This window comes from Stackebrandtia soli, assembly GCF_965137155.1.
Classification (GTDB): Bacteria; Actinomycetota; Actinomycetes; order Mycobacteriales; family Micromonosporaceae; genus Stackebrandtia; species Stackebrandtia soli.
Genome location: NZ_CBCRZX010000006.1, coordinates 120,554 through 144,858 on the forward strand (window position 1 = coordinate 120,554; position 24,305 = coordinate 144,858).

General features: G+C 68.3%; 22 protein-coding genes. 6 read left to right on the top strand and 16 right to left on the bottom strand.

Annotated features, from left to right (window positions below):
- Window positions 1–10: 10 nt before the first annotated feature.
- The 10 genes from paaC to ACM9NP_RS06090 form a co-directional block, all read right to left on the bottom strand.
- Window positions 11–721, bottom strand: a complete 711-nt coding sequence (gene paaC / locus ACM9NP_RS06045; RefSeq protein WP_415645592.1) for a 1,2-phenylacetyl-CoA epoxidase subunit PaaC — start codon at window positions 719–721, stop codon at window positions 11–13.
- Window positions 718–1,020: a 1,2-phenylacetyl-CoA epoxidase subunit PaaB gene (gene paaB / locus ACM9NP_RS06050; protein WP_415645593.1), complete on the bottom strand. Its 303-nt coding sequence runs from the start codon at window positions 1,018–1,020 to the stop codon at window positions 718–720. Before paaB ends, paaC begins: the two co-directional genes overlap by 4 nt.
- A complete protein-coding gene (gene paaA, locus ACM9NP_RS06055; protein WP_415645594.1) occupies window positions 1,017–2,066 on the bottom strand; it encodes a 1,2-phenylacetyl-CoA epoxidase subunit PaaA in 1,050 nt (349 codons plus the stop codon). The genes paaB and paaA overlap by 4 nt, the downstream gene beginning before the upstream one ends.
- Window positions 2,067–2,320: 254 nt before the next feature.
- The gene (locus tag ACM9NP_RS06060) at window positions 2,321–3,169 is read right to left on the bottom strand and encodes a menaquinone biosynthetic enzyme MqnA/MqnD family protein (protein WP_415645595.1); all 849 of its coding nucleotides are present in this window, start codon (window positions 3,167–3,169) and stop codon (window positions 2,321–2,323) included.
- Window positions 3,170–3,726: 557 nt separating this feature from the next.
- Window positions 3,727–4,218 (bottom strand): hypothetical protein, encoded by a 492-nt coding sequence (locus ACM9NP_RS06065; RefSeq protein WP_415645596.1) that lies wholly within the window; start codon window positions 4,216–4,218, stop codon window positions 3,727–3,729.
- 24 nt (window positions 4,219–4,242) lie between these two features.
- Window positions 4,243–4,866 (bottom strand): hypothetical protein, encoded by a 624-nt coding sequence (locus tag ACM9NP_RS06070; RefSeq protein WP_415645597.1) that lies wholly within the window; start codon window positions 4,864–4,866, stop codon window positions 4,243–4,245.
- Between the two features lie 17 nt (window positions 4,867–4,883).
- Window positions 4,884–5,591: a WXG100 family type VII secretion target gene (locus tag ACM9NP_RS06075; RefSeq protein WP_415645598.1), complete on the bottom strand. Its 708-nt coding sequence runs from the start codon at window positions 5,589–5,591 to the stop codon at window positions 4,884–4,886.
- Entirely contained in the window at window positions 5,591–5,932 is a 342-nt protein-coding gene (locus ACM9NP_RS06080) for a type VII secretion target (RefSeq protein ID WP_415645599.1), read from the bottom strand. The genes ACM9NP_RS06075 and ACM9NP_RS06080 overlap by 1 nt, the downstream gene beginning before the upstream one ends.
- A gap of 405 nt (window positions 5,933–6,337) precedes the next feature.
- Window positions 6,338–6,700 (bottom strand): hypothetical protein, encoded by a 363-nt coding sequence (locus ACM9NP_RS06085; protein ID WP_415645600.1) that lies wholly within the window; start codon window positions 6,698–6,700, stop codon window positions 6,338–6,340.
- Window positions 6,693–8,537 carry an SseB family protein gene (locus tag ACM9NP_RS06090; protein WP_415645601.1) on the bottom strand — a complete coding sequence of 615 codons (1,845 nt, stop codon included), beginning with the start codon at window positions 8,535–8,537 and terminating at the stop codon, window positions 6,693–6,695. The genes ACM9NP_RS06085 and ACM9NP_RS06090 overlap by 8 nt, the downstream gene beginning before the upstream one ends.
- 174 nt (window positions 8,538–8,711) lie before the next feature.
- Here ACM9NP_RS06090 and nth point away from each other — a divergent pair, with 174 nt between their 5' ends.
- The 4 genes from nth to ACM9NP_RS06110 are packed head-to-tail and all read left to right on the top strand — an operon-like array spanning window position 8,712 to window position 11,907.
- Complete coding sequence (nth, locus tag ACM9NP_RS06095; protein WP_415645602.1) at window positions 8,712–9,470, top strand: endonuclease III; 759 nt, start codon at window positions 8,712–8,714, stop codon at window positions 9,468–9,470.
- Window positions 9,467–10,024: a TlpA family protein disulfide reductase gene (locus tag ACM9NP_RS06100; protein ID WP_415645603.1), complete on the top strand. Its 558-nt coding sequence runs from the start codon at window positions 9,467–9,469 to the stop codon at window positions 10,022–10,024. Before nth ends, ACM9NP_RS06100 begins: the two co-directional genes overlap by 4 nt.
- A gap of 14 nt (window positions 10,025–10,038) precedes the next feature.
- Complete coding sequence (locus tag ACM9NP_RS06105; RefSeq protein ID WP_415645641.1) at window positions 10,039–10,671, top strand: NUDIX hydrolase; 633 nt, start codon at window positions 10,039–10,041, stop codon at window positions 10,669–10,671.
- Window positions 10,672–10,719: 48 nt separating this feature from the next.
- Window positions 10,720–11,907 (top strand): MarP family serine protease, encoded by a 1,188-nt coding sequence (locus tag ACM9NP_RS06110; RefSeq protein ID WP_415645604.1) that lies wholly within the window; start codon window positions 10,720–10,722, stop codon window positions 11,905–11,907.
- 36 nt (window positions 11,908–11,943) lie between these two features.
- Here ACM9NP_RS06110 and ACM9NP_RS06115 read toward each other — a convergent pair whose 3' ends face one another.
- Entirely contained in the window at window positions 11,944–12,360 is a 417-nt protein-coding gene (locus ACM9NP_RS06115) for a DUF4282 domain-containing protein (protein ID WP_415645605.1), read from the bottom strand.
- Between the two features lie 256 nt (window positions 12,361–12,616).
- On the opposite strand from ACM9NP_RS06115, the gene ACM9NP_RS06120 reads away from it, so the two are divergent.
- Window positions 12,617–13,294, top strand: a complete 678-nt coding sequence (locus tag ACM9NP_RS06120; protein ID WP_415645606.1) for a Crp/Fnr family transcriptional regulator — start codon at window positions 12,617–12,619, stop codon at window positions 13,292–13,294.
- A 255-nt stretch (window positions 13,295–13,549) separates the two neighbouring features.
- On the opposite strand, the gene ACM9NP_RS06125 is transcribed toward ACM9NP_RS06120, so the two are convergent.
- The 5 genes from ACM9NP_RS06125 to ACM9NP_RS06145 form a co-directional block, all read right to left on the bottom strand.
- Window positions 13,550–15,700, bottom strand: coding sequence for a serine/threonine protein kinase (locus ACM9NP_RS06125; RefSeq protein ID WP_415645642.1), 2,151 nt, complete (start codon window positions 15,698–15,700; stop codon window positions 13,550–13,552).
- Window positions 15,701–15,846: 146 nt separating this feature from the next.
- On the bottom strand, window positions 15,847–19,254 hold the full coding sequence (locus ACM9NP_RS06130; protein WP_415645607.1) for an adenylate/guanylate cyclase domain-containing protein: 3,408 nt from the start codon (window positions 19,252–19,254) through the stop codon (window positions 15,847–15,849).
- Window positions 19,251–20,033, bottom strand: a complete 783-nt coding sequence (locus ACM9NP_RS06135; RefSeq protein WP_415645608.1) for an MBL fold metallo-hydrolase — start codon at window positions 20,031–20,033, stop codon at window positions 19,251–19,253. The genes ACM9NP_RS06130 and ACM9NP_RS06135 overlap by 4 nt, the downstream gene beginning before the upstream one ends.
- A gap of 252 nt (window positions 20,034–20,285) precedes the next feature.
- Window positions 20,286–21,056 carry a VOC family protein gene (locus ACM9NP_RS06140; protein WP_415645609.1) on the bottom strand — a complete coding sequence of 257 codons (771 nt, stop codon included), beginning with the start codon at window positions 21,054–21,056 and terminating at the stop codon, window positions 20,286–20,288.
- Window positions 21,057–21,184: 128 nt separating this feature from the next.
- Window positions 21,185–23,014 carry a carbohydrate-binding module family 20 domain-containing protein gene (locus ACM9NP_RS06145; protein ID WP_415645610.1) on the bottom strand — a complete coding sequence of 610 codons (1,830 nt, stop codon included), beginning with the start codon at window positions 23,012–23,014 and terminating at the stop codon, window positions 21,185–21,187.
- A 526-nt stretch (window positions 23,015–23,540) separates the two neighbouring features.
- Here ACM9NP_RS06145 and ACM9NP_RS06150 point away from each other — a divergent pair.
- A complete protein-coding gene (locus ACM9NP_RS06150; RefSeq protein ID WP_415645611.1) occupies window positions 23,541–24,257 on the top strand; it encodes a hypothetical protein in 717 nt (238 codons plus the stop codon).
- Window positions 24,258–24,305: the final 48 nt, after the last annotated feature.

Consider the following 24,305-nt stretch of genomic DNA (forward strand, 5'->3'; position numbering starts at 1 on the left):
TCCGTATCGGTCACCACTTCGCCCCCGGATGACTTCGGTGAAGATGCTGCATCTCCGCCAGAAGATAGCCCAGGTGCTCGGTGTGCACCCCCTGCCGCCCACCGGTGGGGCGGAATCGGGCGTCCTCATCAGACGGACGTGTCAGTGTCGCGGCCGCGAGCACCGGGTCCACGATCGACAACCACGCGTCCCGGTCGACCTCGTCGTCCTCGAACAACTCGAAGGTGTAGGGCCAGAGTTCGTCGACCGCGCTCTGCGCTCGCTCGTGCGACTCGTCGGTGCCGTCTCCCAATCGGACGGTCCACATGGCCGCGTGATCGAGGTGGTAGGCGATCTCCTTGACCGCTTTCGCCCCGATCCCCGCGAGCGTCTCGTCCGCCCCGTCCGCCAGGGCCTCGTAGCGCAGGCGCAGGGCCGCCGAGAGGAACAGCATGCGCGCGATCGTCACCGCGAAGTCTCCGCGCGGCAGTTCCACCAGCTGGCAGTTGACGAACTCACGTTCGTCGCGCAGATAGGCCAGGTCGTCCTCGTCGCGGCCCGAGCCCTCGCGTTCGCCCGCGTACGTCAACAACGCCCGGGCCTGACCGAGCAGGTCCAGGGCGATGTTGGACAGCGCGATGTCCTCTTCCAGATCATGCGCCCGCGACGTCCACTCGGCGAGTCGCTGCGAGGCGATCAGCGCGTCGTCGCCGAGCCGCAGCACGGCCTCCACCGTCGTCATATGTGCTTCGCCCCTTCGGGCATCTCGTAGAACGTCGGATGACGGTAGATCTTGTCGGCGGCCGGATCGAAGAAGGCGTCCTTCTCCTGCGGGCTGGAGGCGGTGATTCGCGCGGCCGGGACGACCCAGATCGACACGCCCTCCTCACGCCGGGTGTACAGGTCACGGGCGTTGCGCAGAGCCAGTTCGGCGTCCGCCGCGTGCAGGGAACCGACGTGCGTGTGCGACAGACCGCGCCGGGGTCGCACGAAGACCTCCCACAGGGGAGTGACGTCGACGGTGGGGTTGTCGGCGCTCATGCGGCCGTCTCCATTCGCTCGGATTGCTTGACCGCGTAAGCTTTCGCCGCTTCCGTCACCCATGTGCCCTCGCTGACGGCGGAACGGCGCGAGGCCATCCGCTGGCGATTGCACGGGCCGTTGCCCTTGATGACGCGCATGAGCTCGTCGTAGTCCGGCTGGGTGTAGTCGTAGTGACCGCGCTCGGCGTTCCATGTCAGGTCCGCGTCGGGCAGTTCCAGGTCGAGGATCTTCGCCTGCTCGACCGTCATGTCGACGAACTTCTGTCGCAGCTCGTCGTTCGAGTACCGCTTGATCTTCCATTCCATCGACTGCTCGGAATGTGTCGAATCGGAATCGGGCGGGCCGAACATCGCCAGCGACGGGTACCACCAGCGGTTCACGGCGTCCTGCGCCATCGCACGCTGCTTCGGGGTGCCCCGCGCGAGGACGTACAGCGACTGGAAGCCCTGCCGCTGATGGAACGACTCCTCTTTGCACACCCGGATCATCGCGCGCGCGTACGGGCCGTAGGAACAGCGGCACAGGGGAACCTGGTTGACGATCGCGGCGCCGTCCACGAGCCAGCCGATCACGCCGACGTCCGCCCACGTCACCGTCGGGTAGTTGAAGATCGACGAGTACTTCTGCCGACCGGACAGCAGCTGCTCGTACAGGTCGGAACGATCCACGCCCAGCGTCTCGGCGGCGGCGTACAGGTACAGGCCGTGGCCGGCCTCATCCTGGACCTTCGCCAGCAGGATCGCCTTGCGGGCGAGGGAAGGCGCGCGGGAGATCCAGTTGCCCTCCGGCTGCATCCCGATGATCTCCGAATGCGCGTGCTGCGCGATCTGCCGGATCAGGGTCTTCCGGTAGGCCTCTGGCATGACGTCGCGCGGTTCGATCTTGCCGTCGTCGGCGATCACCGCGTCGAAGTACTCCAGGTCGTCGGATGACGGCGCGGCGCGGCGCGAGGCCGCGATCAGATCACGTTCGGCCTCGGCGACCTGGTCCAGCAGGCTGCGCGCCCCCGGTTCCTCGGGCAACACCATGTCGTTTCCGTACACCCCGTAAGTGTTACAGAAACGCGGCCGCTACGCAAACAGGTGTAACACCAGGTCTCCGGGCCGTCGGTTCACACGAACACAAACGATGGGCCGCAACGCTTTTCAGCGTCACGGCCCATGATCGAAAGTTCAGAGAATCACGTCGACGGATCAGCGCGACGTCACCTCGCTCTCCGACAGCCGCCCGGTCTCCGGCGACGTCTCGTCCGGATCGACGACGATCGACCCGACTCCGGTCCAGGCGTTCGGAGGTGTCAGCCCGTGAACAGGAGGGGTCCGTCCGCCGGGAGCGCGGGCGTCTCGCCGATGGAGGCGGCGCGGGCGGCGAAGGCGCGCAAGCCCTCCAGCTGGCGGTCGCCGAGCGAGAAGTCGAGCGCGCGGAAGTATCCGGCGAGTGTCGCGGCGTCGAACGGCTCCCAGCGGGCGGTCGCCTCGGCGACCTCGTCGAGCTCCGTCAAGCACAGCGCGACCGAGCGCAGGAACGCCTCGTGGACGTCCTTCACCTGGCCCGGATGCGCGGCCGCGAAGTCGCGGCGGGCCGCCCACACGGCGAACACCATCGGCAGGCCGCTCCAATCGCGCCACGCGGCGCCGAGGTCGGTCACCGTCAGGCCCTGCTGGGGGGCCTCGTACAGGGCGCGCAGCGCGACGTCGCCGATGACGACGGCCGCGTCGGCCTCCCGCATCATTCGCGGGACGTCCGGCGGGCAGCGGTAGAACTCGGGCCGGACGCCGTGGCGCTGCTCCAGCAGGAGCCGCGCGAGCAACGCGCCGGTGCGTGACGTCGATCCGAGCGCGACGGGTCGACCGTCCAGCTCCGACAATGGACCCTTATGGATGATGTGGACGCTCAGGACGGGGCCGTCGCTGCCGACCGCCAGGCCCGGTAGCAGCAACAGCTCTTCGTGATGGCGCAGGTATTCGACGAGGCTGATCGGTCCGATGTCGAGATCACCGGCCACGAGCATGTCGTTGAGATTGTCCGGGTTGTCCTTCGTCAGGTCCACGTCGATGAGCGCGCCCGACCGCATGAGGCCCCAATAGATCGGCACGCAGTTCAGGAACTGGATGTGCCCCACACGGGGACGACGCAACTCGCTCATGTCAGGCACCGTACGCCCCTCGGCAACGGGCGGGGGGACGTCGGGTCCGACGAATGTGAGCCATCGACCAGTCCGCGCTTGTCGTCGGACGCCGATCGTTGCGGCGCTCGCCGCCCGGCACGAGAGAACCGCATCCGAGGACGCGGCTACTTCACTGACCCGGAGAGGTCGATCCGGGCGTTCGCGCGCCACGGTGCGTCTCACATCCGGGACGCCGATCGGAAGTCGCGGCTCGGCCGTCGACAGTCGACGAGCGCGGGTCAGGCCATCGCCGGAGGTCCGGTTCCGGCACCGTTCGCTCGCCGCGCATCGTGAGACATGGACGTCGGCGGCTTTTCGAATCCGACCGGAATGGCGGCGCCCAGTGGAACGAGACATCGCCGAGTTCGCCTGCCGCGGGATCGGATCGCCTGTTCGAGCCGAGCCTTGCGGGGCGTCCGGGGTGATCCCGACTCGATCCGGCGGGTCGCCGCGTACGGCGGTCCGCACGTGGGGACCGGGTCGGGGATCCGGTTCGGCCGCGTCGTCGATCCTCGGGTGTCGGCGGCGAGACCGGATCAGGCTCGGTCGATGAGGCCCTTCTGATGGTCGATCACCTGGTGGCAGCGGTCGTTTAGGCGTTCGAAGTCGAGGTCGATGTCGGCGCCGAGCCGTTCCGCCTCGATGAGGAGAGCGGCCTCGTAACACGCGGATAGCGCGTCGTACACCGCCTGCGTGCGAATCCTGTCCTCGCCGTAGCCGAAGCAGCCCGTCAGCGCGTCCAACAGGTTCGGCACACCCGTTTCGCCACCCTTGGAGTCGGAGTACAGGGTGATGCGGGACTCGATGTCGGGCGTGAGAACGGGGCTGGCGTTGCCCGCGTCGAGCGCCGTCCGGCAATAGTTCAGTGTGGACTGAATGAAGTCGACCGATTCGGTGTCGTCGATCGGCGGGTCCAAGGTCCGAACCGTCCAGTCGATCGCGTTGACGACGACCGCGAGTCGAGGTAGGCCGCGAAGCCGGTCGATTTCATCCTTATAGGACTCCATCTCGTAATCCCACAGGTACATGCGCGTTGTCCCTTCGGTTTCCGGCTACCAGCCGACCAGGTTAACATCGGGATCGTTCGCGGCCCGGTCGCCACAACCTTGGTTGTTCGTGTTTCCGTAGCTGTCGCACGGCCTCCGGTGCGGAGAGATGTCGATCGGGGGTGTCATCTTTCCCGCGTCCTTCGCGTTGATCGCGATGTGTTCGGCGTGCCATTGATCCGCCGGGTCGCCGTTTTTCACCTTGGCGATGTACTGGCTTCCGCTGATGCGCGTGTAGCCCAGCTCGGCCGCGATCCGGCGGGCCTCGGGAGAGGTGTTGTTCGAACTCACGGTGTAGTACTTGCTCCCATCCGCGTCCTGGATCGTGACGACGGTCTTGCCGTTGTAGTTCATGTTCGCCTGTTGGTCGTTCTTGCCCGTGCGGAAACCCTCGGCGATCGCCTGCGCGTCGTCGCGCATCTGCTGCGGGGTCTTCCGGTCCGGAGTGTTGGTGTTGTTGCCGGAGTTGGATCCGGAGCCGTCCCGCTGCCGGACCGGCTGGAGTGACGCCCTGGCGTCCGTGAGCTGGGTGCGCGCGCTCTTCTTCCCGCCCGACGGGGAGTCGTCGCGCTTGCGCTTTCGGGTCATCAGGAATCCGAAGAGGGCGAGAATACGCATGACAGTCCACATGGGGGTGTCCTTTGTCCTTATGCGCTGACGAGCAGATTGAGTGCTTCGAGGCTGAGCTGCAACGCGTCGAGGAAGGTCAGGATCCGGTCGATCCACTTGCCGATCAGGATCGCCGCCTCGGCCACGACCGCGGGGATGCCGATCAGGGTCGCGGCCTCCAGCAGCCAGCGGGGCAGTTTGCTGAAGATCGACCCGACGCACTCCGCGATCAGTTCGCGGACGATGTCGCGCACGGCGGCGACGAGGACGCCCGCGCTCGACGTCGCGGAGGCCATCACCTCAGCGACCCCCGCCAGCCCGCCGATGCCCTCGATGTTCCCGCTGATGTTGTCCCGGTAGGAATCGGACGCGGGGCCCTGCCAGGCTCCGAGATCCGCGCCGACGGCCGTGTCCAGGTCCGAGGCGGCCTGGAGTATCGCGGACGAGACGTTCGTCCACGTGTCGGCGCAGGCCCTCACCTCGTCGGCGTTACCGGTCAGCTCGTCCAGAGCCTCCTTCAGCGGCTGAATGTGCTCCATGAGCCACGAGACCGCCATGGAGATCAGCGAACCGAGCGGATCGACCGCCACGGAGAGCATGTCGAGTCCGGCACTGAGCCCGCCGATGGTCGCGTCGACCCAGCTTCCCGACTCGATGTCGCCCTTGAGTTGTCGAAAGTCCTCGACCATCCACAGGCCGGTGCTCCACGTGGTGGAGTCCTGGACGGGTGCGACGAGATCGTTCATCACGCGAGCCCGTCGGTCGCGGTACTGAGATCCGTCGAGGCGGACAGCAACCGGTCCGCGTTGGCGCCGTCCGTCGCCTCGTAGTCGTCGGCGACTCCGCGCAGCGTCTCGGCGATGTCGGCCAGGATCGTCGACGCCTCGCCGACGACCGTGTCGAATTCACTGTGGACACCTTCGAGTATCGGGGGGATCCACGAGCACAGCAGGCCGTACGCCTGGTCGGACAGGGCGGAGATCGCCGCGCTCGCGCCCAGCGACTCCTGAAGCGCGGCATGGCATTTGGCTACGTTGTCGGCGTGCGTGCGGAGCGCGGCGGGGTCGAGCCCGATGATGTCGTTCATGGACGACCACCGACGCGGAGCACGGTGTGGAATGACGTGGGGTGAACGGGCTCGGTGAGTCTCGACCCGTCGATGGTCCGTCGCCGGGCGGACGCCGGTGCCAGCTGGTCCATTATGGTCCTCGATGTCGCGGAAAGACTTCAGTACTTCCACTATCGCGGCGAGGCATCCGGGGCGCCAGTGATTCGAGTGTCGGGTACGAGACAGAGAGCGACGCACAATGGGCGTGGGGCAAGGGAAGCGCCCGTTACGCGGCCCCGGCCGACCTGGCGATACGGCGAAGAGCGCTCGGCGTCGAACTCAATGAAGGTCGATAGTGGATCGTCCTATCGTGTGACGGCGCGATCGAGGCGGGAACGCGAACACCGGGCCACGAAGGTCGTGGCCCGGTGTCGTGATGTCTGGTCAGACCCGAAGTTCCTCGATGCGATCGGCCTCGGCGACCGGCACCCAGATCTGGTAGACGCCGACGTCGTACGGCTCCAGGCCGAGACTGTGCGCCATCTCGACGTTCCCGCCGCAGTACTCCAGTCGCAGCCAGTCCCCGAACTTGCCGAGGACGAAGAACGGCTCGTTGCGCCAGATGCACGTCGTGCGAACGTAGTTGAGCGCCTCGCACTCCTCCAGGAGCACGCCACGGCGGTACCGGCCATCGGCGACCTGGACGAAGCCCTCACCCGGCTCGGGGGCGTACAGCCGTACGTGGGCTCCATCCGGGCTGGCGTCGTACTCGACACCGCGCCATCGGGCGACGTATCCGTCACGCATGCTGCTGCTCCTGACTCCGTGTCGAAGAGGTGAGATCCCAGGTCGACGCGCCCGCCCCGAACCGGCTCTGGATCCATTCGCGGCGGTCGGCGTCGAAGGACGCGACCTCCTCGCTGGACCCGTTCGCACCGATGCGGTACATCCTGGCGCCGTGCGGCAGTCGCACGCTGTCGACCTTGTACTCGGTCGTGCGGGAGCCGTCGCGGCTCGGAGCGAATCCGGTGCCGGTGAACGGCGGTGCCTCGACGACCCAGCCACCCGTCTGGGAGAGGCTCTGCGAATCGTTGGCGCCGTAGGCGACCTGGTAGAGGTCGTGGCAGTAACCGACCCACCGGAGGACATGCACCTCGCCGTCGGTCATCGCGAAACGCCCATCCGTGCGGACGAGCCCGAGAGCGTCGTACAGGGCCGCGGGCGTCGTCGCGTGCTCGACGTCGGCGAACCGGTGGACGAAGCCCGCGACTCGGTCGTAGCCGCGCTCCAGGATCAGTTTCACCTGGTGGTGCGGCACGATCTTCTGCATCCACTCGGGACTGGTCAGGGCGATCGGGGCGGATCCGGCCTCGGACTCCGCCTGCCGCTCCATCGCCTGAGCCAACTCGATGAGGCCCTGCGTCCGCGCCCACGTCAACAGCGTCGTCACCTGGGGGCCGGGCATGTTCGCCCCGACCTCGGTGCCCGGGTTGACGTACAGCGAGTACTCCAGGCCGGGCCACTGCGACGCGACCCTCGAGAACGTCGTCTTGACGAACGGACGGTCCCCGTACCGGGCCGCGAGCCGGGCCGGCGACGTGAACGCCGTGACCGTGTACGCGCCGTCGATCAGATCGGTGTGCCAGCGGAAACCGGGCTCGCCCGGGCGCACCGCGGGCGCGCCCTCGTCACCCAGGGGGACGAACGCCCACGACCGCATCAGGATGTGCAGGAACGACTCCGTGTCGCCCGTCGCGGCCGACGACGCCAGCCTCGACTCGGCTTCCGCCTCGTCCAGCCAGGGGGACGCCTGAACGCTCCCGACGACGGCGGGCAGACGCGAATCGTGCTCCGGTGGCGGCGGGTAGGCCGCCTCCTGTTGTGGTGCGTAGGACGGCGCGGGCGGGTACTCGGCCGGGGCGTCCCAACCGTACGCGTCCTCACTCGACGGAGGGGGATAACTCGGGGGTGCCGAGTCGTGGGTCGGACGCTCGGAGTCGAACGTCGACTGCCGGGTCGGCATCGGCCCGTCGAAACCCTGTGGCGGCGGCGGACCGAAGCCTCCCGCGGGCTCGAAACCGGCCGATTCGGCGGCGTCCGCGGTCGGACGACGCGTCGGCAGAACCGAGTACCGATCGGCCAGGGAGGCGTTCGGCTCGGGCAGGAGCCCGGCCGGTGGGCCGTCCATCGGCGGCGGCGCGGGCCACGCGGTGGCCGCGGCCTCGGCCCGCCAATCGGGAATCCCCGGCTGCTGCGTCGGCGCGGACATGCCCGCCGCGCGATCGGCGTCGGGCAGCGAGGTGTCGCCCTGGGCGATCTGCGTGACGAACCAGGACGGCAGGTAGCCCTCGATCGGCAGACCCGGGTCCACGGCGAGCCACCACTCGGCGTCCGGCCAGGTCTCCGACAGCGACGCGAAATTGGCACGCCGATACCGTCCGGCGTGCGACTTCAGGCAGGCGTGCAACGCCTGCTCCGAGGTAAAGGCCAGCACGTGAGTGCGTTCTTCGGTGGACCAGGTGGCCCAGGTGTCGGGCTCGGTGGAGTAGGCGGATTGGTCGTCGGACACGGGCAACAGCAGTTCCAAGCCGGCCAGCAGCTGGAAGTACTCCTCCTGGCGACCGGCGCGCAGCGCGTCTCGCATTTGGTGCTCGATGCCGGTCGCGGGTTCCCACATTGGCTAACACGCCCTCTCTAGAGGCAGGCCCCCATCACGTTCTCGGGCGACACCGTAACGGTGGCCCTAGCACATCACATCGGCGGATAGGTCTACATAACAGGTTGGATACAGATTCGGTGGGGGACGTAATGTGAAGACGTGACCTCCCAGTCTCGTCAACAGCCCGTCGCCGACCGTTCTCCGCTCGCGTTGAAACGACGCGCGCGCAAGATCGCGAGGGTCCTCGCCGAAACGCATCCCGACGCGCGATGCGAACTCGACTTCTCGACGCCGTTCGAACTCGCCGTCGCGACGATACTCTCCGCGCAGTGCACCGACCAGCGCGTGAACGCGACGACCCCCGCCCTGTTCGCCCGGTACGGCGACCCGACGTCGATGGCGGCGGCGGATCGGGCCACCCTCGAGGAACTGATCCGGCCGACCGGCTTCTTCCGCAACAAGACGACGTCCCTCCTCGGTCTGTCGAACGCTCTACTCGCCGACCACGACGGCGAGCTCCCGCGCACCATGGAGGAACTCGTCAAGCTGCCCGGTATCGGGCGCAAGACCGCCAACGTGATCCTCGGGGACGCGTTCGGGGTTCCGGGCATCACCGTAGACACCCACGTGGCCCGCCTGTCCCACCGGTTCGGCTGGACCGACGAGACCGACCCGGTGAAGATCGAGCGGGTCCTGAACGAACTCATCAAACATCCTGAATGGACTATGTTTTCGCATCGGATGATCTTCCACGGGCGGCGGGTGTGCCACGCGCGCAAGCCCGCGTGCGGCGCCTGCACGGTCGCCCGGTGGTGCCCCGCGGTCGGAACCGGCCCCATGGACCCGGACCGCGCCGTCGCGCTGTTGAAGGGCCCTCGCGTGGTGGAACTGGCCGAGGCGGCGGGGATCCGGGCATGAGGTTGCGCCTGATGGTGGCGATCGTGCTCGCCGCGACGCTCGCGGCGTGCGGCTCGGAGCCCGCCGCGCAGCCGCCGACGCCCGAACCGTCGTGGTCCGTCGACTGCCGAGTCAGCGGTGAGGTCGTGCCCGCCACGGACTTCGAGGGAATGGAACTGCCGTGCCTCGGCGGCGACGAGACGCGGCAGATCGGCGTCGCAGAAGGTCGACCCCTGCTGGTGACGCTGTGGGCGTCCTGGTGTCGCCCCTGCGTGGCCGAGGCGCCAGAACTGACCGAGTTCCATCGCCTGTTCGGCGACCGCATCGACGTCCTCGGTGTCGACACCCAGGACAACTCGAAGGCCGCGCGCTACTTCGCCGAAGACGTCGGCCTCACCTTTCCATCGCTTGTGGACGAACGGGGGGACGTGATGCGCTCCCAGGGTTTGGCGACGCTCCCGGCGACCTTCCTGATCGACGGCGACGGCGACACCGTCGCCCGCTTCACCGACGCGACGCTGACGGCCGACGACCTGATCGCGGCAGTCGAGGAACACCTGGGGATGACGCCGTGACCGACGCCCGCCCGATCACCGACACACCGCTGCCCGCCTGGTGGCATCCACTTGCGTCCCGCGCCGCGAACATCCGGGGTGACGAGATCACCCGGCATTTGCCACCCGCCGAGGGCGGACGCCGGTCCGCGGTCCTGATCCTGCTCGCCGAGGGCGACGCCGGCCCGACCGTGCTCCTCATGCGACGCGCCGACACGCTCCGTGATCACCCCGGCCAGCCGAGCTTTCCCGGCGGCGGTGTCGAACCCGCCGACGCCGACCTCACCGCGACGGCGCTGCGAGAGGCCAATGAGGAGGTCGGGCTCGACCCCGCGACGGTCACGGTGGTGACGACCCTGCCGGAACTGTGGATCGGCGTCACGAACTTCCGCGTGACCCCGGTGCTCGCGTGGTGGCACGCGCCGCACACCGTCACGGCGCGACAACCGGCGGAGGTCTCGCTCGTGGCGAACCTGTCCGTCCACCGACTCGCCGACCCCGCGAACCGCGTCTCCGTTCGCCACCCGAGCGGCTACGTCGGTCCCGCCTTCGTCACGCCCGACATGCTCGTGTGGGGCTTTACCGGCGGCGTCCTCGCGACGGTCCTGCGCCTCGGCGGCTGGGAACGTCCATGGAACCCACGCCGGGTCGTCGACCTGGACGCGTGACAACGCCCGTACTCTGGAAGCGTTCGATTGGGTGGGAGCGGAGGCGCTATGGGTGGCGGCATCCTCGTGGACATCGTCATCGTGGGGCTGGCGTTGATGTTCGCGATCAACGGTCTGCGTCAAGGCTTCATCGTCGGCATTCTGTCCTTTGTGGGCTTCTTTGGTGGCGCGGTCGTCGGAGTTCAGCTCGCTCCGCCCGTTGTGGAGGCGGTGACCGCGCCGCTGGCACGCGTCATCGTCGCGCTCCTGATCGTGTTCGGACTCGCGACGCTCGGCCAATGGGGAGCGTCGCTCCTCGGATTCAAGCTCCGCACCAGACTGAAGAACAACGGACTGCGCCGGGTCGACGAGGTCGGCGGCGCCATGGTGTCCGTTCTCGCAGTGCTCCTGGTCGCGTGGATGGTCGCCGCGCCGCTCGCGTCCTCCGGTCTGCCAGGAGTGGCGGCGGCCGTGCGCAACAGCGCGATCGTCGGAGCCGTCGACGAGACGATGCCCGACTCGGTCCGTTCCATCTACAACGCGCTGCGCGACTCCGTCGACACGAACCAGTTCCCCGACGTGTTCTCCGGTCTCGACCCGACCGAGGTGCGGCCGGTCAGCCCGCCCGACCCGGAACTGGCCGGTTCACCGGTGGTGACTTCGGCGCGCGGCTCCGTCCTGAAGGTCCTGGGTGAGGCGCCGCAGTGCGAACGGCACATCGAGGGATCCAGCTTCGTTTACGACACCGAACTCGTGCTCACGAACGCGCACGTCGTCGCGGGCACCGACACGGTGGCCGTCGAGACGGAGCAGGGAGTACTGGAGGCGCGGGTCGTCGTGTTCGACGAGGATCGGGACCTGGCGGTCCTGTACGTGCCCGGGTTGACGGCACAGCCGCTGCCGGTGCGGGCGATCCCGGCGGAGGCGGGCGACGACACGATCGTGCTGGGCTATCCGCATGGGGGGCCGTACACGGCGACGCCGTCACGGGTGCGGGAACAGCGGGCGATCTTCGGGCCGGACATCTACGCGGCCGATGACGTCACCCGCGAGGTGTACGCGTTGCGGGCGGAGGTGCGAAGCGGAAACTCGGGCGGGCCGTTGTTGTCCGAGGACGGGGACGTCGTCGGAGTCGTCTTCGCCGCTGCGGTCGACGACCCGCAGACCGGCTACGCCCTCACGATGGAGGAGGCGCAGCCGGTCATGGATCTTGGTCGGTTGACAACGCAACCAGTCGATACCCAGGCGTGCACGTAGTCACCGCGACGGCGTGCCCCTGGCTTGTTTTCCGTGTTACTTGCCGTCGGCGCGGTCCCGCATCGCCTGGATGTTCTCGCCGATCCGGAAGATGTTCGCGACCAGCTCCAAACCCATGCGGACGAGCAGCAGGTAGATGAAGATGACGAGCGGAACGACGATGATTCCGATGATGATCAGGACCGGCTCACCGGAGATCAGGAACGACAACAGCATGCCGAGGCCCGCGAGGCCGATCACGATCAGAGCCACGACGTAGTAGATCTGGATGACCTTCGGCGTCACGAAGCTCTTGAACGTGAAGTCGAACAACGACGAGAAGAACCCCTTGTACTGCTGCCCGGCAACCGGTGTGGTCATGCCGCCCTGCGGGGGATAGCCCGGCTGCTGCGGGTAACCCCCTTGGGGCTGCTGCTGGTAGTAGCCGCCCTGCGGGTCTTGGGGGTATGTCATGAGAGTGCTTCCTCCATACGGATTCTCGAACCAGTGACGTATTTCTCTTCAAGACGTCGCCTTGTACCAATGTGACATTCTTCCACGGTCTGTCAATGTTCGTGTCGGCCCTCCGAGACGGTATTCCTTGAGGTCGTGGGGCTTGCGAACGTCCATTTACCACCCAGGCAATCTCGTGGGGCAGCGCCGTCAAGATCGCCAGAGGGCATACACTCACATTCTGCGCGACAGGTGCGCTAATAGGAGGTGTGCAGGGATGGACGAAATACTTGCCCGCGCGGGACTCTTCCAGGGCGTCAACCCTGAAGCAGTCGAAGCGTTGACCAAGGAACTCGAAATCGTCGAGGTCAAAAAGGGCAACACGGTGTTCACTGAGAGTGAACCCGGTGACAGTCTCTACATTGTCATGTCCGGAAAGGTCAAGCTCGGCCGACGTTCCGCCGACGGCCGTCAGAATCTGCTGGCGGTCATGGGTCCGTCCGACATGTTCGGTGAGTTGTCGCTGTTCGACCCGGGCCCCCGCACCGCGACGGCTACCGCGCTCACGGACGTGCGCCTCTCGAAACTCAGCAAGTCGTCACTGCGCCCCTGGCTGACGGATCGCCCCGAGATCGCCGAGCAGCTGCTGCGTGTCATCGCCCGTCGCCTGCGTCGCACGAACGACACGATGGCGGACCTCATCTTCACCGACGTGCCCGGCCGGGTCGCGAAGTCGCTGCTCCAGATGGCCAGCCGCTTCGGCACCCGCGACGGCGGCGTCCTCCGCGTGACGCACGACCTCACGCAGGAGGAGTTGGCACAGCTCGTCGGCGCGTCTCGTGAGACCGTCAACAAGGCCCTCGCCGACTTCGCCGGCCGTGGATGGCTGCGCCTCGACGGCAAGAGCGTCATCATTCTCGACCCGGAGCGCCTCGCTCGACGCGCTCGGGTCTAGCGGCGCCCCGTCATCCGGTCCGGCCACGGCGTCGCCGTGTTCGGGCCGAACCGCGGCTTCGGTTCGACCGTCGACGGCGGCGTTTCACGGCATGGCGGCACCGGTGGGCAGGAGTCCTCCCGCCCATCGGGGGTCGCCTCGACGCGAGCCTCGGAGGATCTGCGGTAACGGGCGACGTCCAACCCGGCACCTGTGCGTACACGACGACCCCGCCATCACGGCGGGGTCGTCGTCACGTGTGGGCCGGGGCGCCCGTCAGAAGTAGGAGCTCTTCAGCTCGGAGGAGTCCGTCCTCCGGGCGACGCAGAGGAACGTCATCTCGCCTTCGTCGAACTGTGCCTGCGTCGGTGGCAGGACGTCGCTGGCCCAGTCCCCCGCCTGAGCGCCGAGCAACGCCCTCATCGGACTGTCCTCACCCGGCAACAGGCAGGATTCCAGGACCTCCGGCGTACCGCTGACCGCTTGATACGACGGGTTGTCGATCTCGGTGGTGAGCTCGCCGAACGCGTACGCCTCCCACACGTGGGCCTTCGAACAGTCCACTTCGGTGGCGTTGGCGAAGCCGTCGCCGTCGGTCAGCTGACGACCCTCGAAACACATCGGCTCGGGCAGGCACGCCACGCCGAGTTGTTCGACGGCGCATGACTCGGCCTCGGTCTTCGCCGTGGTGTCGCCGGAATCCGGGGTGTCGTCGCTGAGGAAGTTGATCGCGCCGATGACGGTCGCGACGACGAGCACGAGCACCGCCGCGCACACCGCGATGATCTTCGGCATCTCGCTGCGTTCCTCACCCCCGCGTTCGGCGATCCGTCGTTCGCGTCGGGTCGTCAAGTCTCGCGAGGACGCGAGCACCGGCAGCCGGTCGTCGTACGAATGGTTCGCCTCCGGCGGTTGGCCCCACGGGCCGATCGGCGGAATCTCCCTGTCCATGTCGTGGCTGGGGGCGGCGACGGCCCACCCGTCGGTGGGCAGGGCGTCGATCGTGCCGGTCGTGCCGTACGGGGGCGAGTACGCCGAGGGCGGACGTTGAGTCGGCATCTCCGGTCGGATGAGCGCCGTCGGTTCGTTGCTCGGGCGAGGATGCGCGCCGGTTCCCGGTCGGATCATCGCGGTCGGTTCGTCGCTGATACGCGGGAAGGAGTCCGTCGCGGGCCATGAGGGCGGGCGGTTCGTGCCCGGTGGCATGGGTCCGGTGCCGGGGCGGATGACGGTGGTGGCGGGTTCTTCGATGCGGGGGAATCCGCCGGTGTGTGGTCCGCTGTGGAGTGGTCGTTGTGGTTCGTCGGGTCGCGGGATCGGTCCGGTGCCGGGACGGATGACCGTGGTCGAGGGCTCGGTCGGTTTGGGGATCGGACCGGTCGACGCCGTGATGATTCCGGAGGGAACCTGTTCGACGAGGTGCCGGTGGCCGGCCGCGGTCGACGAGATGACCGCGGTGACCGGTTCCTCCTCCTCGACCGGCCCGGGACGGCGTTGCCGCAGCACGGTCGTCGCCGGTTCCGGTTTGAACACCCGGGGCGGAGCGGGGGGCGGTTGCGGCCGGGTCGGCGCCGCGCCCGACAGGATCACGGCCGACGCGATCGGGACGCTCTCCAGCATCTCCTGGAAGTGCTCCGCGGTCGGTCGACCCGTCGGGTTGTTCGTCATCGCCGCGCGCAGCATGCCGAGCAGTACCTGCGACACGCCGGGGATGTCGGGAATCGGTTCGTGACACAGCGCCATGACCTCGTCGAGGGTCAGATCCCGGTCCTCGGCCGGGAACCGGGGCGGACGCCCGGACAAGAGCGCGTACAAGGTCGCCGCGAGCGAGTAGACGTCGCTGGCCTCGTCGGACGGCTGCATGTGGAACGTCTCGAGCGGGGCGTACGCGGGTGTCATGGCGGCGCGCGCGACGGGACCGGATTGGCCGTCGATCAGCGACGCGACGCCGAAGTCGGCGAGGACGGGCTCGCCGTCCAGGGTGACGAGGATGTTCGCCGGCTTGATGTCGCCGTGTCGGATGCGGTTGCGGTGCGCCGCGGAGAGGGCGCCGCTGATGCGAATGCCGATCCGCTGCACTTCGTCCGGCCGGAGGGGGCCGCCGTTGGCGAGAACCTGTTCGTAGGAGGCACGGCACAACTGCGTGACGACGAAGGGGTGCCCGGCCGCGGTGATCCCGGCACTGAGGGTCTCGATGACGCCGGGGTGCTGCGACAGTCCGCCGACCGCGCGCACCTCCTGCTCGAAACGCTGCCGTTGCTGCGTCGAGCCGACGACTCGACCGTCCACTTTCAGTGCTACATCGCGACCGGTCGACAACTGTCGGGCACGGTACACAGTGGCATGAGCGCCCCTGGCGAGGATCGAGACATCGGCCAGGTCGGGGAAATCGGCACGGGATGGCCACGCGCCTTCATCGGGTGCCATGCTCACGCTCGCTAAGGTAAAGCACTTCGGTTTACGCCGTCCATACCGTTCGGTTCGAATCGCTTAACCGTCCGGACGAATTACGCACGTTAATGACAACGTCACGACGGTCATCCCTTACGACGGTAGGGCACCACGACAAACCGTCACGACAGGGCCGGGGATCGACGTCCGTACTCACCGGACGCCGCTTCCACAGCCGATCGCACCTGTTCGACGAGCCGCCCCGAGGCGAGGTCTTCTCCGGATGCCTCCGCCGCGCGTGCCACCCAGGTGCGGGCGGCCGCGACGTCTCCCGCTTCGAGCAGGAGCTGTGCGTATCGCGCGACGACGCGACGCCGAGGGTACAGCAACGCGGGGGATCGGTAGTGGATGGCGATGTCGGCGAACCAGCGCGTCGCCGTTGCCAGGTCCCCTTGCGCCGCACGCGATTCGGCCATCAAGGCGATCGGTCCGACCCGGACCGGTTCGAGGACGTCGTGTGGTTCGGCGAGCGACAGGATCGACTTCGCGGTCGTCTCGGCGGCGGCCGTGTCGCCGAGCCCCAACAGACAATGGCCACGCAACGTGCGCGCCATGCCGGTGAGCAGCGGGTGGCTGGTCTTGTGCCCGTAGCCCTCCGCCTCGGTGACGAGTTCGAGCGCGTGCTCGATCTCTCCGAGGTCCCGCGCGATCGACGCGCGGACGACGAGCGCGAAACCGCGCCCCCAGTCGTCGTCGATCCGGTCGAAGTCGCGATAACCCTTGCGGGCCAACGCATCTGACTCGGTCATCTCGCCGAGCTCTGCCTTCGCGTAGGCGCTCACGGAACGGAGCAGCCCGACCGCCCACGTGTCGCCGACCTGTTCGCCGAACGGCCGGAACGCCTCGGCGAGCCGCTCGGCCTCACGCAGGCGCCCCGCGAGGAGCCGCGCGAACGCCGCCGAACTGCGCACCCACGCCCGACCCATCCGGTCGTGCTGCACGGCGAAGAGCCGCGCCGCGCGCCCGAGCGCGTCATCGGCGGTACGGAAGTCTCCGACGGTCGTCGACACCCAGGCCAGATGCTGCAACGCCCATGCCTGGGCCCGGCCGTCGTCGGCGGTCGTCGCGACGCCGAGGGCCTCGTTGAAGCGCTGCGTGGCGCGGGTGAGTCGACCACCGAGGTAGTCGAACATGCCGAGTCGGCACAGGGCGTCCGATTCGATTACGGACAGACCGGCGTCGCGGGCGACCGCCCACGCGGCGTTCCATGCCGCCGCCGCTCGATCGGGTTCGCCGATCGCGCGGAAGGTTCGGCCCGCGAGCAGCAGCGTCTGCGCGGTGGGCGCCGGGTCGGCGACGTGTTCCGGTGGCGCCAGCTCTCCGGCTTCCGGCAGCCGGATGTCGAGGGACGCGGCGAGGGCCTCCAAACCGGCGAGCGCCTCGGTCGTCTCACCGAGGCGAAGCCGCGCGCGGACGCGGATCAGATGGTCCTCCCACGACAGTGGACGCAACGCGGCGGACGCGTCGAGGAGCTCCAGCGCGTTGGCCGGTTCGGCGGCGTCCATAGCACGCAGGGCGGACCGGCTGTACGCGGCGACGCACGCGCCGACGGTGGCGAACGCGCTCGCGGTCGGGGGCAGGTCCATCGCCTTCGCCAGGTTGATGGCCTGGCGGCCGTGGTTGATGGTGAACTCGTCGGCCTGCGGCGGTTCGAGGGTGTCGGTCGCGGTTCCCCAACGCGCGAGGCGTGCGTGCCTGTCGGCGAGGTCGGCCTTGCCGAGTCCGGCGTACGCGGCCTCTCTCATGAGCGGCGTGACGAATCGGTAGCCGCCTCCGGCGCTGCGGCGCAGCATCTGCCGCGTCAGCAATTGCGCGAGCGCGGGCGAGTCACTGTCGGATTCGGCCGGATCGAGGACGGCGAGGGCGGCCTCGGGGATGGTGTCGCCGATGACGGACGCCTCCCGCAGTAGCTGCCGCGCGTCCGGCGGGAGCGCGTCGATGCGGGCGGTCAGAACCTTCGCGAGGTCGGGGGAGAGCAGCCGCCCCGTCATGGAACCGGGGGCGAGCCGCCACACGCCGTCGCGTTGGGTGAGCACGCCCCGTTCGGTGAGGAGCGTGACGAGTTCGGCGAGGTAGTAGGGGTTGCCCTGCGCGGTCGCGAGGAGCCGCGATTCATCGTCGGGGTCGACGCTTCCGCTGTCGCAGAAGGCGGACAGCAGTCGACCGGCGTCGGCACCGCGGAGCGGCGCGAGGGTGTACGCCTCGGCGTCGCCGATGCGGCCCAACAGTCCGGCGCCCCGGACGAGGTCGGGGCGGCCGAGCATCAGAACGAGGATCGGTCCGGAGAGGCGTGCGACGGTGCCGCCGAGCAGGTCGAGCGCCTGCGCGGTCGCGGAGTGCAGGTCGTCGACGATGAGCATGAGCGGGTTCTCGCGGGCGAGAAGATTGAACAGGTCCGCGACGACCTGCGGGATCGTCTCGGCGTCCTTGAGGGTCGCGCCAGCCCGGCCGGGGCGGTCCTCGGTCGTGGTGGCGGCCCCGTACCCGAGCACGGCGAGCAGGAGCTCGATGTTGATGACGCCGTTGTCTCCGCTGTGCCGGTCGAGGACGCGGCGGACCTGGCGTTCGGCGGCGTCGCGGTCGTCGGATAGCGACACGCCGATCGCCTTGCGGACGAGGTCGGCGAGCGGACCGAGTCGGTAGCCCTGGCCGTAGGCGGCGGCGCGAACGGACAGGACCCGTGCGCCCCGTTCGATCGCCAAACGCCCCGCTTCGAGGGCGAGACGGGTCTTGCCGAGCCCGGCCTCACCGGTCATGACGACGGAGGTCGGCGCTCCGCGGTCGATCGCGCTGTCGAGGAGCCCGGAGATCCGGCCCATCTCGATGTCGCGCCCGACGTACGGCGCCTGGTCGCCGAGGCTCGCCCGGGTGCCGGGCTCGTCGTGCAGACCGAGCAGTTCGTAGACCTCGACAGGTTTGCGCTTTCCCTTGAGGCGCAACGGATTTAGGCGTCGCCATGCGGCGATGTGGCGCGTCGCGTTCACCGTTTCGGCACTCGCGTAGACGGTGCCGACACCGGCCGCGTCGGCGAGTCGGGCGGCGGTGTTGACCGTGTCGCCGATGACCGTGTACTCGACGTCGGCCTGCATGCCCGCGACGACGAGGCCGGTGCGCAGCCCGACGCGGAGGCCGAGCGGGACACCCCCACCCGATTCGGCCTTGAGCAGGCGACGGACGGCGCGGCGCATTCGCTGGGCGGCGCGAACGGCGCGCTCGGAGTCGTCGTCGTGCGCGATGGGCGCGCCGAAGACGGCCATGAGTCCGTCACCGGTGAGCTTGTCGACGTGGCCGCCGTACTCGGTGACGGCCTGGGCGCACTCGGCGAGGACGCGGTCGGTCACGGCGCCGACGACTTCCGGGTCCTGGCCCTCCGACCAGGCCGTGAAGTCGGACAGGTCGCAGAAGAGGACCGTGACCACGCGGCGTTCCGTCGTCGGCATGGATGCCACCGGCGACAGGGGACCGCCGCAGTGGTGGCAGTAGCGGGCGCCGGCTACCGCCACGACGGTGCCGCAGAAAGGACAGGTCACGATGACACCCAACCATCAGGGTCAGGGATATGTTCCCCGTCACGTGCCCGAAGGTACGCCAGCTGGGCCAGAATCGTCCTTTCGGCGGCGGGCCACAACGACCGGTCGACGTCGGCGTACACCACTCGGACGATGCGACTCGGCGTGTCGGCCCCCTCTGCGATCGCCGCGCGGACCTGGTCGAGGCGCGCGAGGCGGTGCTTGAGATAACCGTCGGCGGCGGCGAAGCAGTCGGGGCGATGCGGTCCGTGTCCGGGGAGGACGGGGATGGGCCCGAGGTCGCGCAGGGTCGCCAGGGAGTCGAGATAGTCGCCGAGGTCCCCGTCCGGCCACAGGACCGATGTGGAGCCTCGGCCGAGGATCGTGTCGCCGGTGAAGACGGCGGGCTCGTCCCCGTCGACGTGGAACGACACCGAGTCGGCGGTGTGGCCCGGCGTCGCGATCGTCGTGATCGTCAGATCGCCGTGGCGCAGGGATGCCCCGGCCGCCGGGTTGACTAGCGTCGCGCCGGTCTGGTCGGCGAACCGGGCGAGCCCTTCGGAGTGGTCGTGATGGTGGTGGGTGAGGAGGATGCCCGCGCAGCGCCCGTGGGCCGCGACCGCGTCCAGATGCTCCGGTAGGAGCGGGCCGGGGTCCACCACGATGAGGCCGTCGTCGGGGTTGTTCGAGGCGATCAGCCAGGTGTTCGTTCCGTCGAGAGTCATCGGTCCGGGGTTTCCGGCGAGCTGTCGACTCACCCAGCGCGGCAGCGGGGTCACAGGTTCGGTAGCCGTCGTCACAACAGCGAGATTACGTCGACGCGCTGACAGGAAGCTGAGATAACCGCCACGCTCGGGTGATTCCGCGAACTCTTTAAGTCGGCTTAAGGCCCGGACGATCGGCGCGTGACCTCCGGCGTCGGCGCCGCGCGTCGCCTTCGCGAGAGCGTCCCGTCGTCGCGCGGTCGCACGCCGTGGTCTCGTCGCGGCACTGGGCTTCTCCGCCGGGGACGGTCGGGGCGCACCGTCGCTCGACGGTGGCCCCGGGCGGTGTCACCCGCTCGTGATGATGGAGAAGCTCGCCCCGAACGGGTCGGCGACGGACGCGAAGGTGCCGACGCCCTCGTACGTCTTCGGAGGGAGGAAGATGTGCCCGCCCGCCCTCACGACCTCCTCGCAGGCCGCGACGCAGTCCACGACCTCGAAGTAGACGACCCACTGCGGCGGGACCTCGGCGGGAATGTCGTCACCCATGACGAAGACGCCGCCGAAGTCGTCGCGAGCCGCGGCCGCTCGGAGGAGGGTGTACTCCTGACCCGCCATGCCGCCGTCGTTGGCGCTCCACCCGAACACCTCGCGGTAGAAGCCGAGCGACGGCTCCTTCTCGCGAACCATCAGCTCCACCCACGCGGCGGAGTTCGGCTCGGACCACCGTTGTGCGCCCTTGTGTCCGCGCGGTTTCGACACGGCGAAGGACACCCCGGCCGGGTCGGTGAAGTACGCGAGGGTCGTCTGGTCGAACACGTCCATCGGGGCCATGACGACGGTTCCGCCATACTCCTGCACCGCCTTCGCGGCCGCGTGCGCGTCGGTGACCTTGAAGTACACGGTCCACGCCGGCCGGATGTCCTCGCCTTTGGGAATCGGACCGGCGGCACCGACCTGTTGTTCCTGGTAGGAAAACATCGTGTAATGGCCGGCTTCCTCGCCGAGGTCGAGGGCGTCCCACCCGAAGACCCGTCGATAGAAGTCCGTGGCCTTCGCGAGGTCGGGCGTCGCCAGGTCGACCCAGTACGGCGCCCCCTCCGCGAACTCGATGGTCATCATCGCTCCCTTTGCCGTTGGATCTTCTGCGTCGATCTTCACGCACTGGTTCCGGCGGCGGGGGTGACTCCACAAACTTGACGCCGCGCGTCCGGGCAGCTCGTGCCGGGACGCGCGGCGGACGCAGCTCACCTCCAGGTGTCGTTGACGGTCGTCTGACAGCCGGGTGTCGCCGCGACGGTCAGCGATCGGTTGTCTCCCGATTCCCACGTCGTCGCGTCGCCCGCCCGTTTGACGTACTTGTACGCAACGACCGTTCCGACGGGCAGCGTGACGGCGGGTGCCGTCCAGCGCGGATAGCTCGCCTCGTCGGTGCCGAGCCGGACGCCCAGTGCCGGGTCCCACGAGCCGAGGGCCGGGATCGATCCGACGGCGTGGACCTCCTGCCCGAACTCGGTCGTCGCGGTCGCGGTGAACACGACATCGACTCCACCGGGGCAGTCCTCGGGTTCCCCGGGGTCGCCCGTCATCGCGCCTATGTGAATGGCGAGAGCTCCGTTCGCGGGGACGGTGGCTGACAACGTCCCGGAACCGTCCACGGTGTACGTGGGTCCGGTGCAGGAACCGTCGGCGGCGTCTCCGGCGAGGACGTCGCAGTAGGTGCCGGCGGGCAGCCCGGTCGCGAACTCGCGGGTCAGGGCGGTGCCGGTGGCGTTGAACGCGACGAAGCCCGCGCCCTCCCTGCCGAAGGCGATCTGATCGGAGCCGTTGCTCCACCAATGGCTCAGGGGCGCTTCGCCGACGGCCGAACGGAACTGCGCCATGTTCAGGACGGTTCGCCGGCGATGCGAGCACTCCCACCCGGTGGCGCAGCTTCCGTCCCCGGTCACGGCCTGCGTCGTCGTACCGTCCGCTTCGGACGGTGGGCCGGCGTCGTGGTCGTCGAACTCGTAACCCGACAACACGTGTGGAGTCCCATAGGGGTGAGCCATCATGAACGCCTCCGCCATGAAGTACCGCGCTCCGTCCTTATAGGTCAAAGCGGCGCGGCCGTTGCGTTGGGTGTCATGGTTGTCGATGAAGGTCATCGCGTCCGACGAGGACAGCAGCATCTGATCCTGGAAGCCTTGGAGCGCGACGAGTTGACCGTCCTTGAACCGGCCGCCGACGTGGTCGCCGTAACGGAACTCGGTGACCCGCCCCAGCTCGACGTACTCGAGAGGATCGACTTCTCCGGGGCCGCCCTCGATGACCTCCTGGAAGATCTTGACGTGCGACGGCAGGCCCGCGTAGATCGCCGCCAGATCGGCGGCTGGCATGTGCTTCGCGGCGTCGACGCGGAAACCGTCGACCCCGAGTTCGACCATTCCGCCGAGGTAGTCGGTGATGCGTTGACGGACCGACGCCTTCTCGGTGGCGAGGTCGGCGAGGTTGAGCAGCTCGCAGTTCTGGACCTCCCACACATCGGTCCAGTCCACTATGTCGTCGGTACCGTTGCGTCCACAGTGATGGAAGTCCTCGCCGGTGTACGGGACGTCGGGGTAGTCGTAGTGTTCGTACGGGCTGCCGCCGCTGCCGACTCCCGGCGCGTCCTGACCCGTCATGTGGTTGATCACCGCGTCGACGTACACGTCGACTCCGGCGGCGTCGCACGCCGCGACCATCGCGGCGAAGTCCTCGGCGGAGCCCCGGCGGCTGTTGAGCTCGTAGCTGACCGGCTGGTAGTCCTGCCACCATGGATATCCCGCCTCCGGCAGGACGACGTGTTCCTGCGGGGCGGACACCTCGACGGCGCCGAATCCCGCGGGGCCGAGGACGTTGGTGCATTCGGACGCGATCGAATCCCACGGCCATGCGAAGAGGTGCAGGACCGCCTCGTCACCGCCGATCGGAGCCGATATGTCGATTGTGGTCTCTATATCGGGGGGCGATTCCTTGGAGGACGCCGCAGTGGAGGACGCGACGAGTGCCAGGGTCGTCGCGCCCGTGATGATCGTTCTGATCGTTCGGGAGTGCATGTTTCTCGCTCCACATGGGCTGGCCGGGGGCTACGCACGGTCGTGCGAGGAATGCCCGCGATGTTATCGGCGCGCACCGTTACGATCAATTTTCGATATGTATCTATATGGGTGTTTTGTGCGATTCGGGGCGGTCGTTCTTGCGCGGTTCGCTCCCTTGGGGCGTCATGGCTTCGACGTGGATGGCGAATCCCCTGGTCGGGGGCGTTGTGGAGAGCTCGGAGTGGGGTCGCGCCTTTCATGTGATCCCGCCAAACTGGCACGCTCAAACTCTCAAATATGGCGATATTTCCGCAATGTGTCCAATGGTGATCGATGAGTGGCGCTCCCGTGTCATCATGGGGGAGCGGGATTCGCGACCGTCGAATCGACCACCTGGATGAAAGTGGACTGACATGGCGCTGGAACGACCACTGTGGCGTCGGATCGGTGTCGGCCCCCTGCTCGGCATTGCGCTCATCGCGTCGTCGGCGCTTCGTTCCTCGGTGCCCGCCTGGCGTCGGCCGAACCGACTCAAGTCGACGCCATGGTCGCTCGCCTACCTGAACTGCGCGCGGACGACGGCCTGTTCCGCGCCCCCGGGCAGACCGACGGGCCCGGCACCGTTCAGAACACGTACCACGCGGTCCAACTCGCGTCCACAGTCGACCGGACGAAGGAAATCGTCACCGCCGAGACCGTGCGCACGCTTCGTGCCCTGTGGTCCGCGGGGCTTCCCGAGGCAGACGTCGTGCGGGCCGCGTCGATCATGGTCCTCGGCGGCCACGAACAGCCTGAATGGACTGAGGCGGCGCGCGACATACTCGCCGAGGTGACTGCTCGTTCCGTCACCAGGGACACCGTCCTCGGCGACGCCCGACTGCTGCGCATGGCGCCGCACCTCGGCGCCGTCGACGACTTCGTCGAGATCGAACCGTTCCCGATCGAGAACGTCGAGGACCGGCATCTCGCCTGGTCCCAGCTGATGCTGGCCGACGATGTCTCGCGGCACGATCTCGCCCCGTACACGGACACCCTCTCCCGGCTCCCGCAGGACCTCGCGCGCCCCGAGAATCTGCGGATGCCGCAGCTTCAGGCCGCCCTGCACCTCATCGACGGAGAAGTCCCCGACGACGTCGACCACTGGTTCGTCGATGTGAAGGGCTGCGAAGGCTTCCCGGAGCTGTACCGCCTGTCACTCGACGAAACCGCGTGCTCGCTCGAGGCCAGCGTTCTCGCGCTCGAACTCGGCTACGTCCAGTGATCGGCACCGAGCGCATCGACGCGTTCGGGGTCGCGGGCATACTGGGCG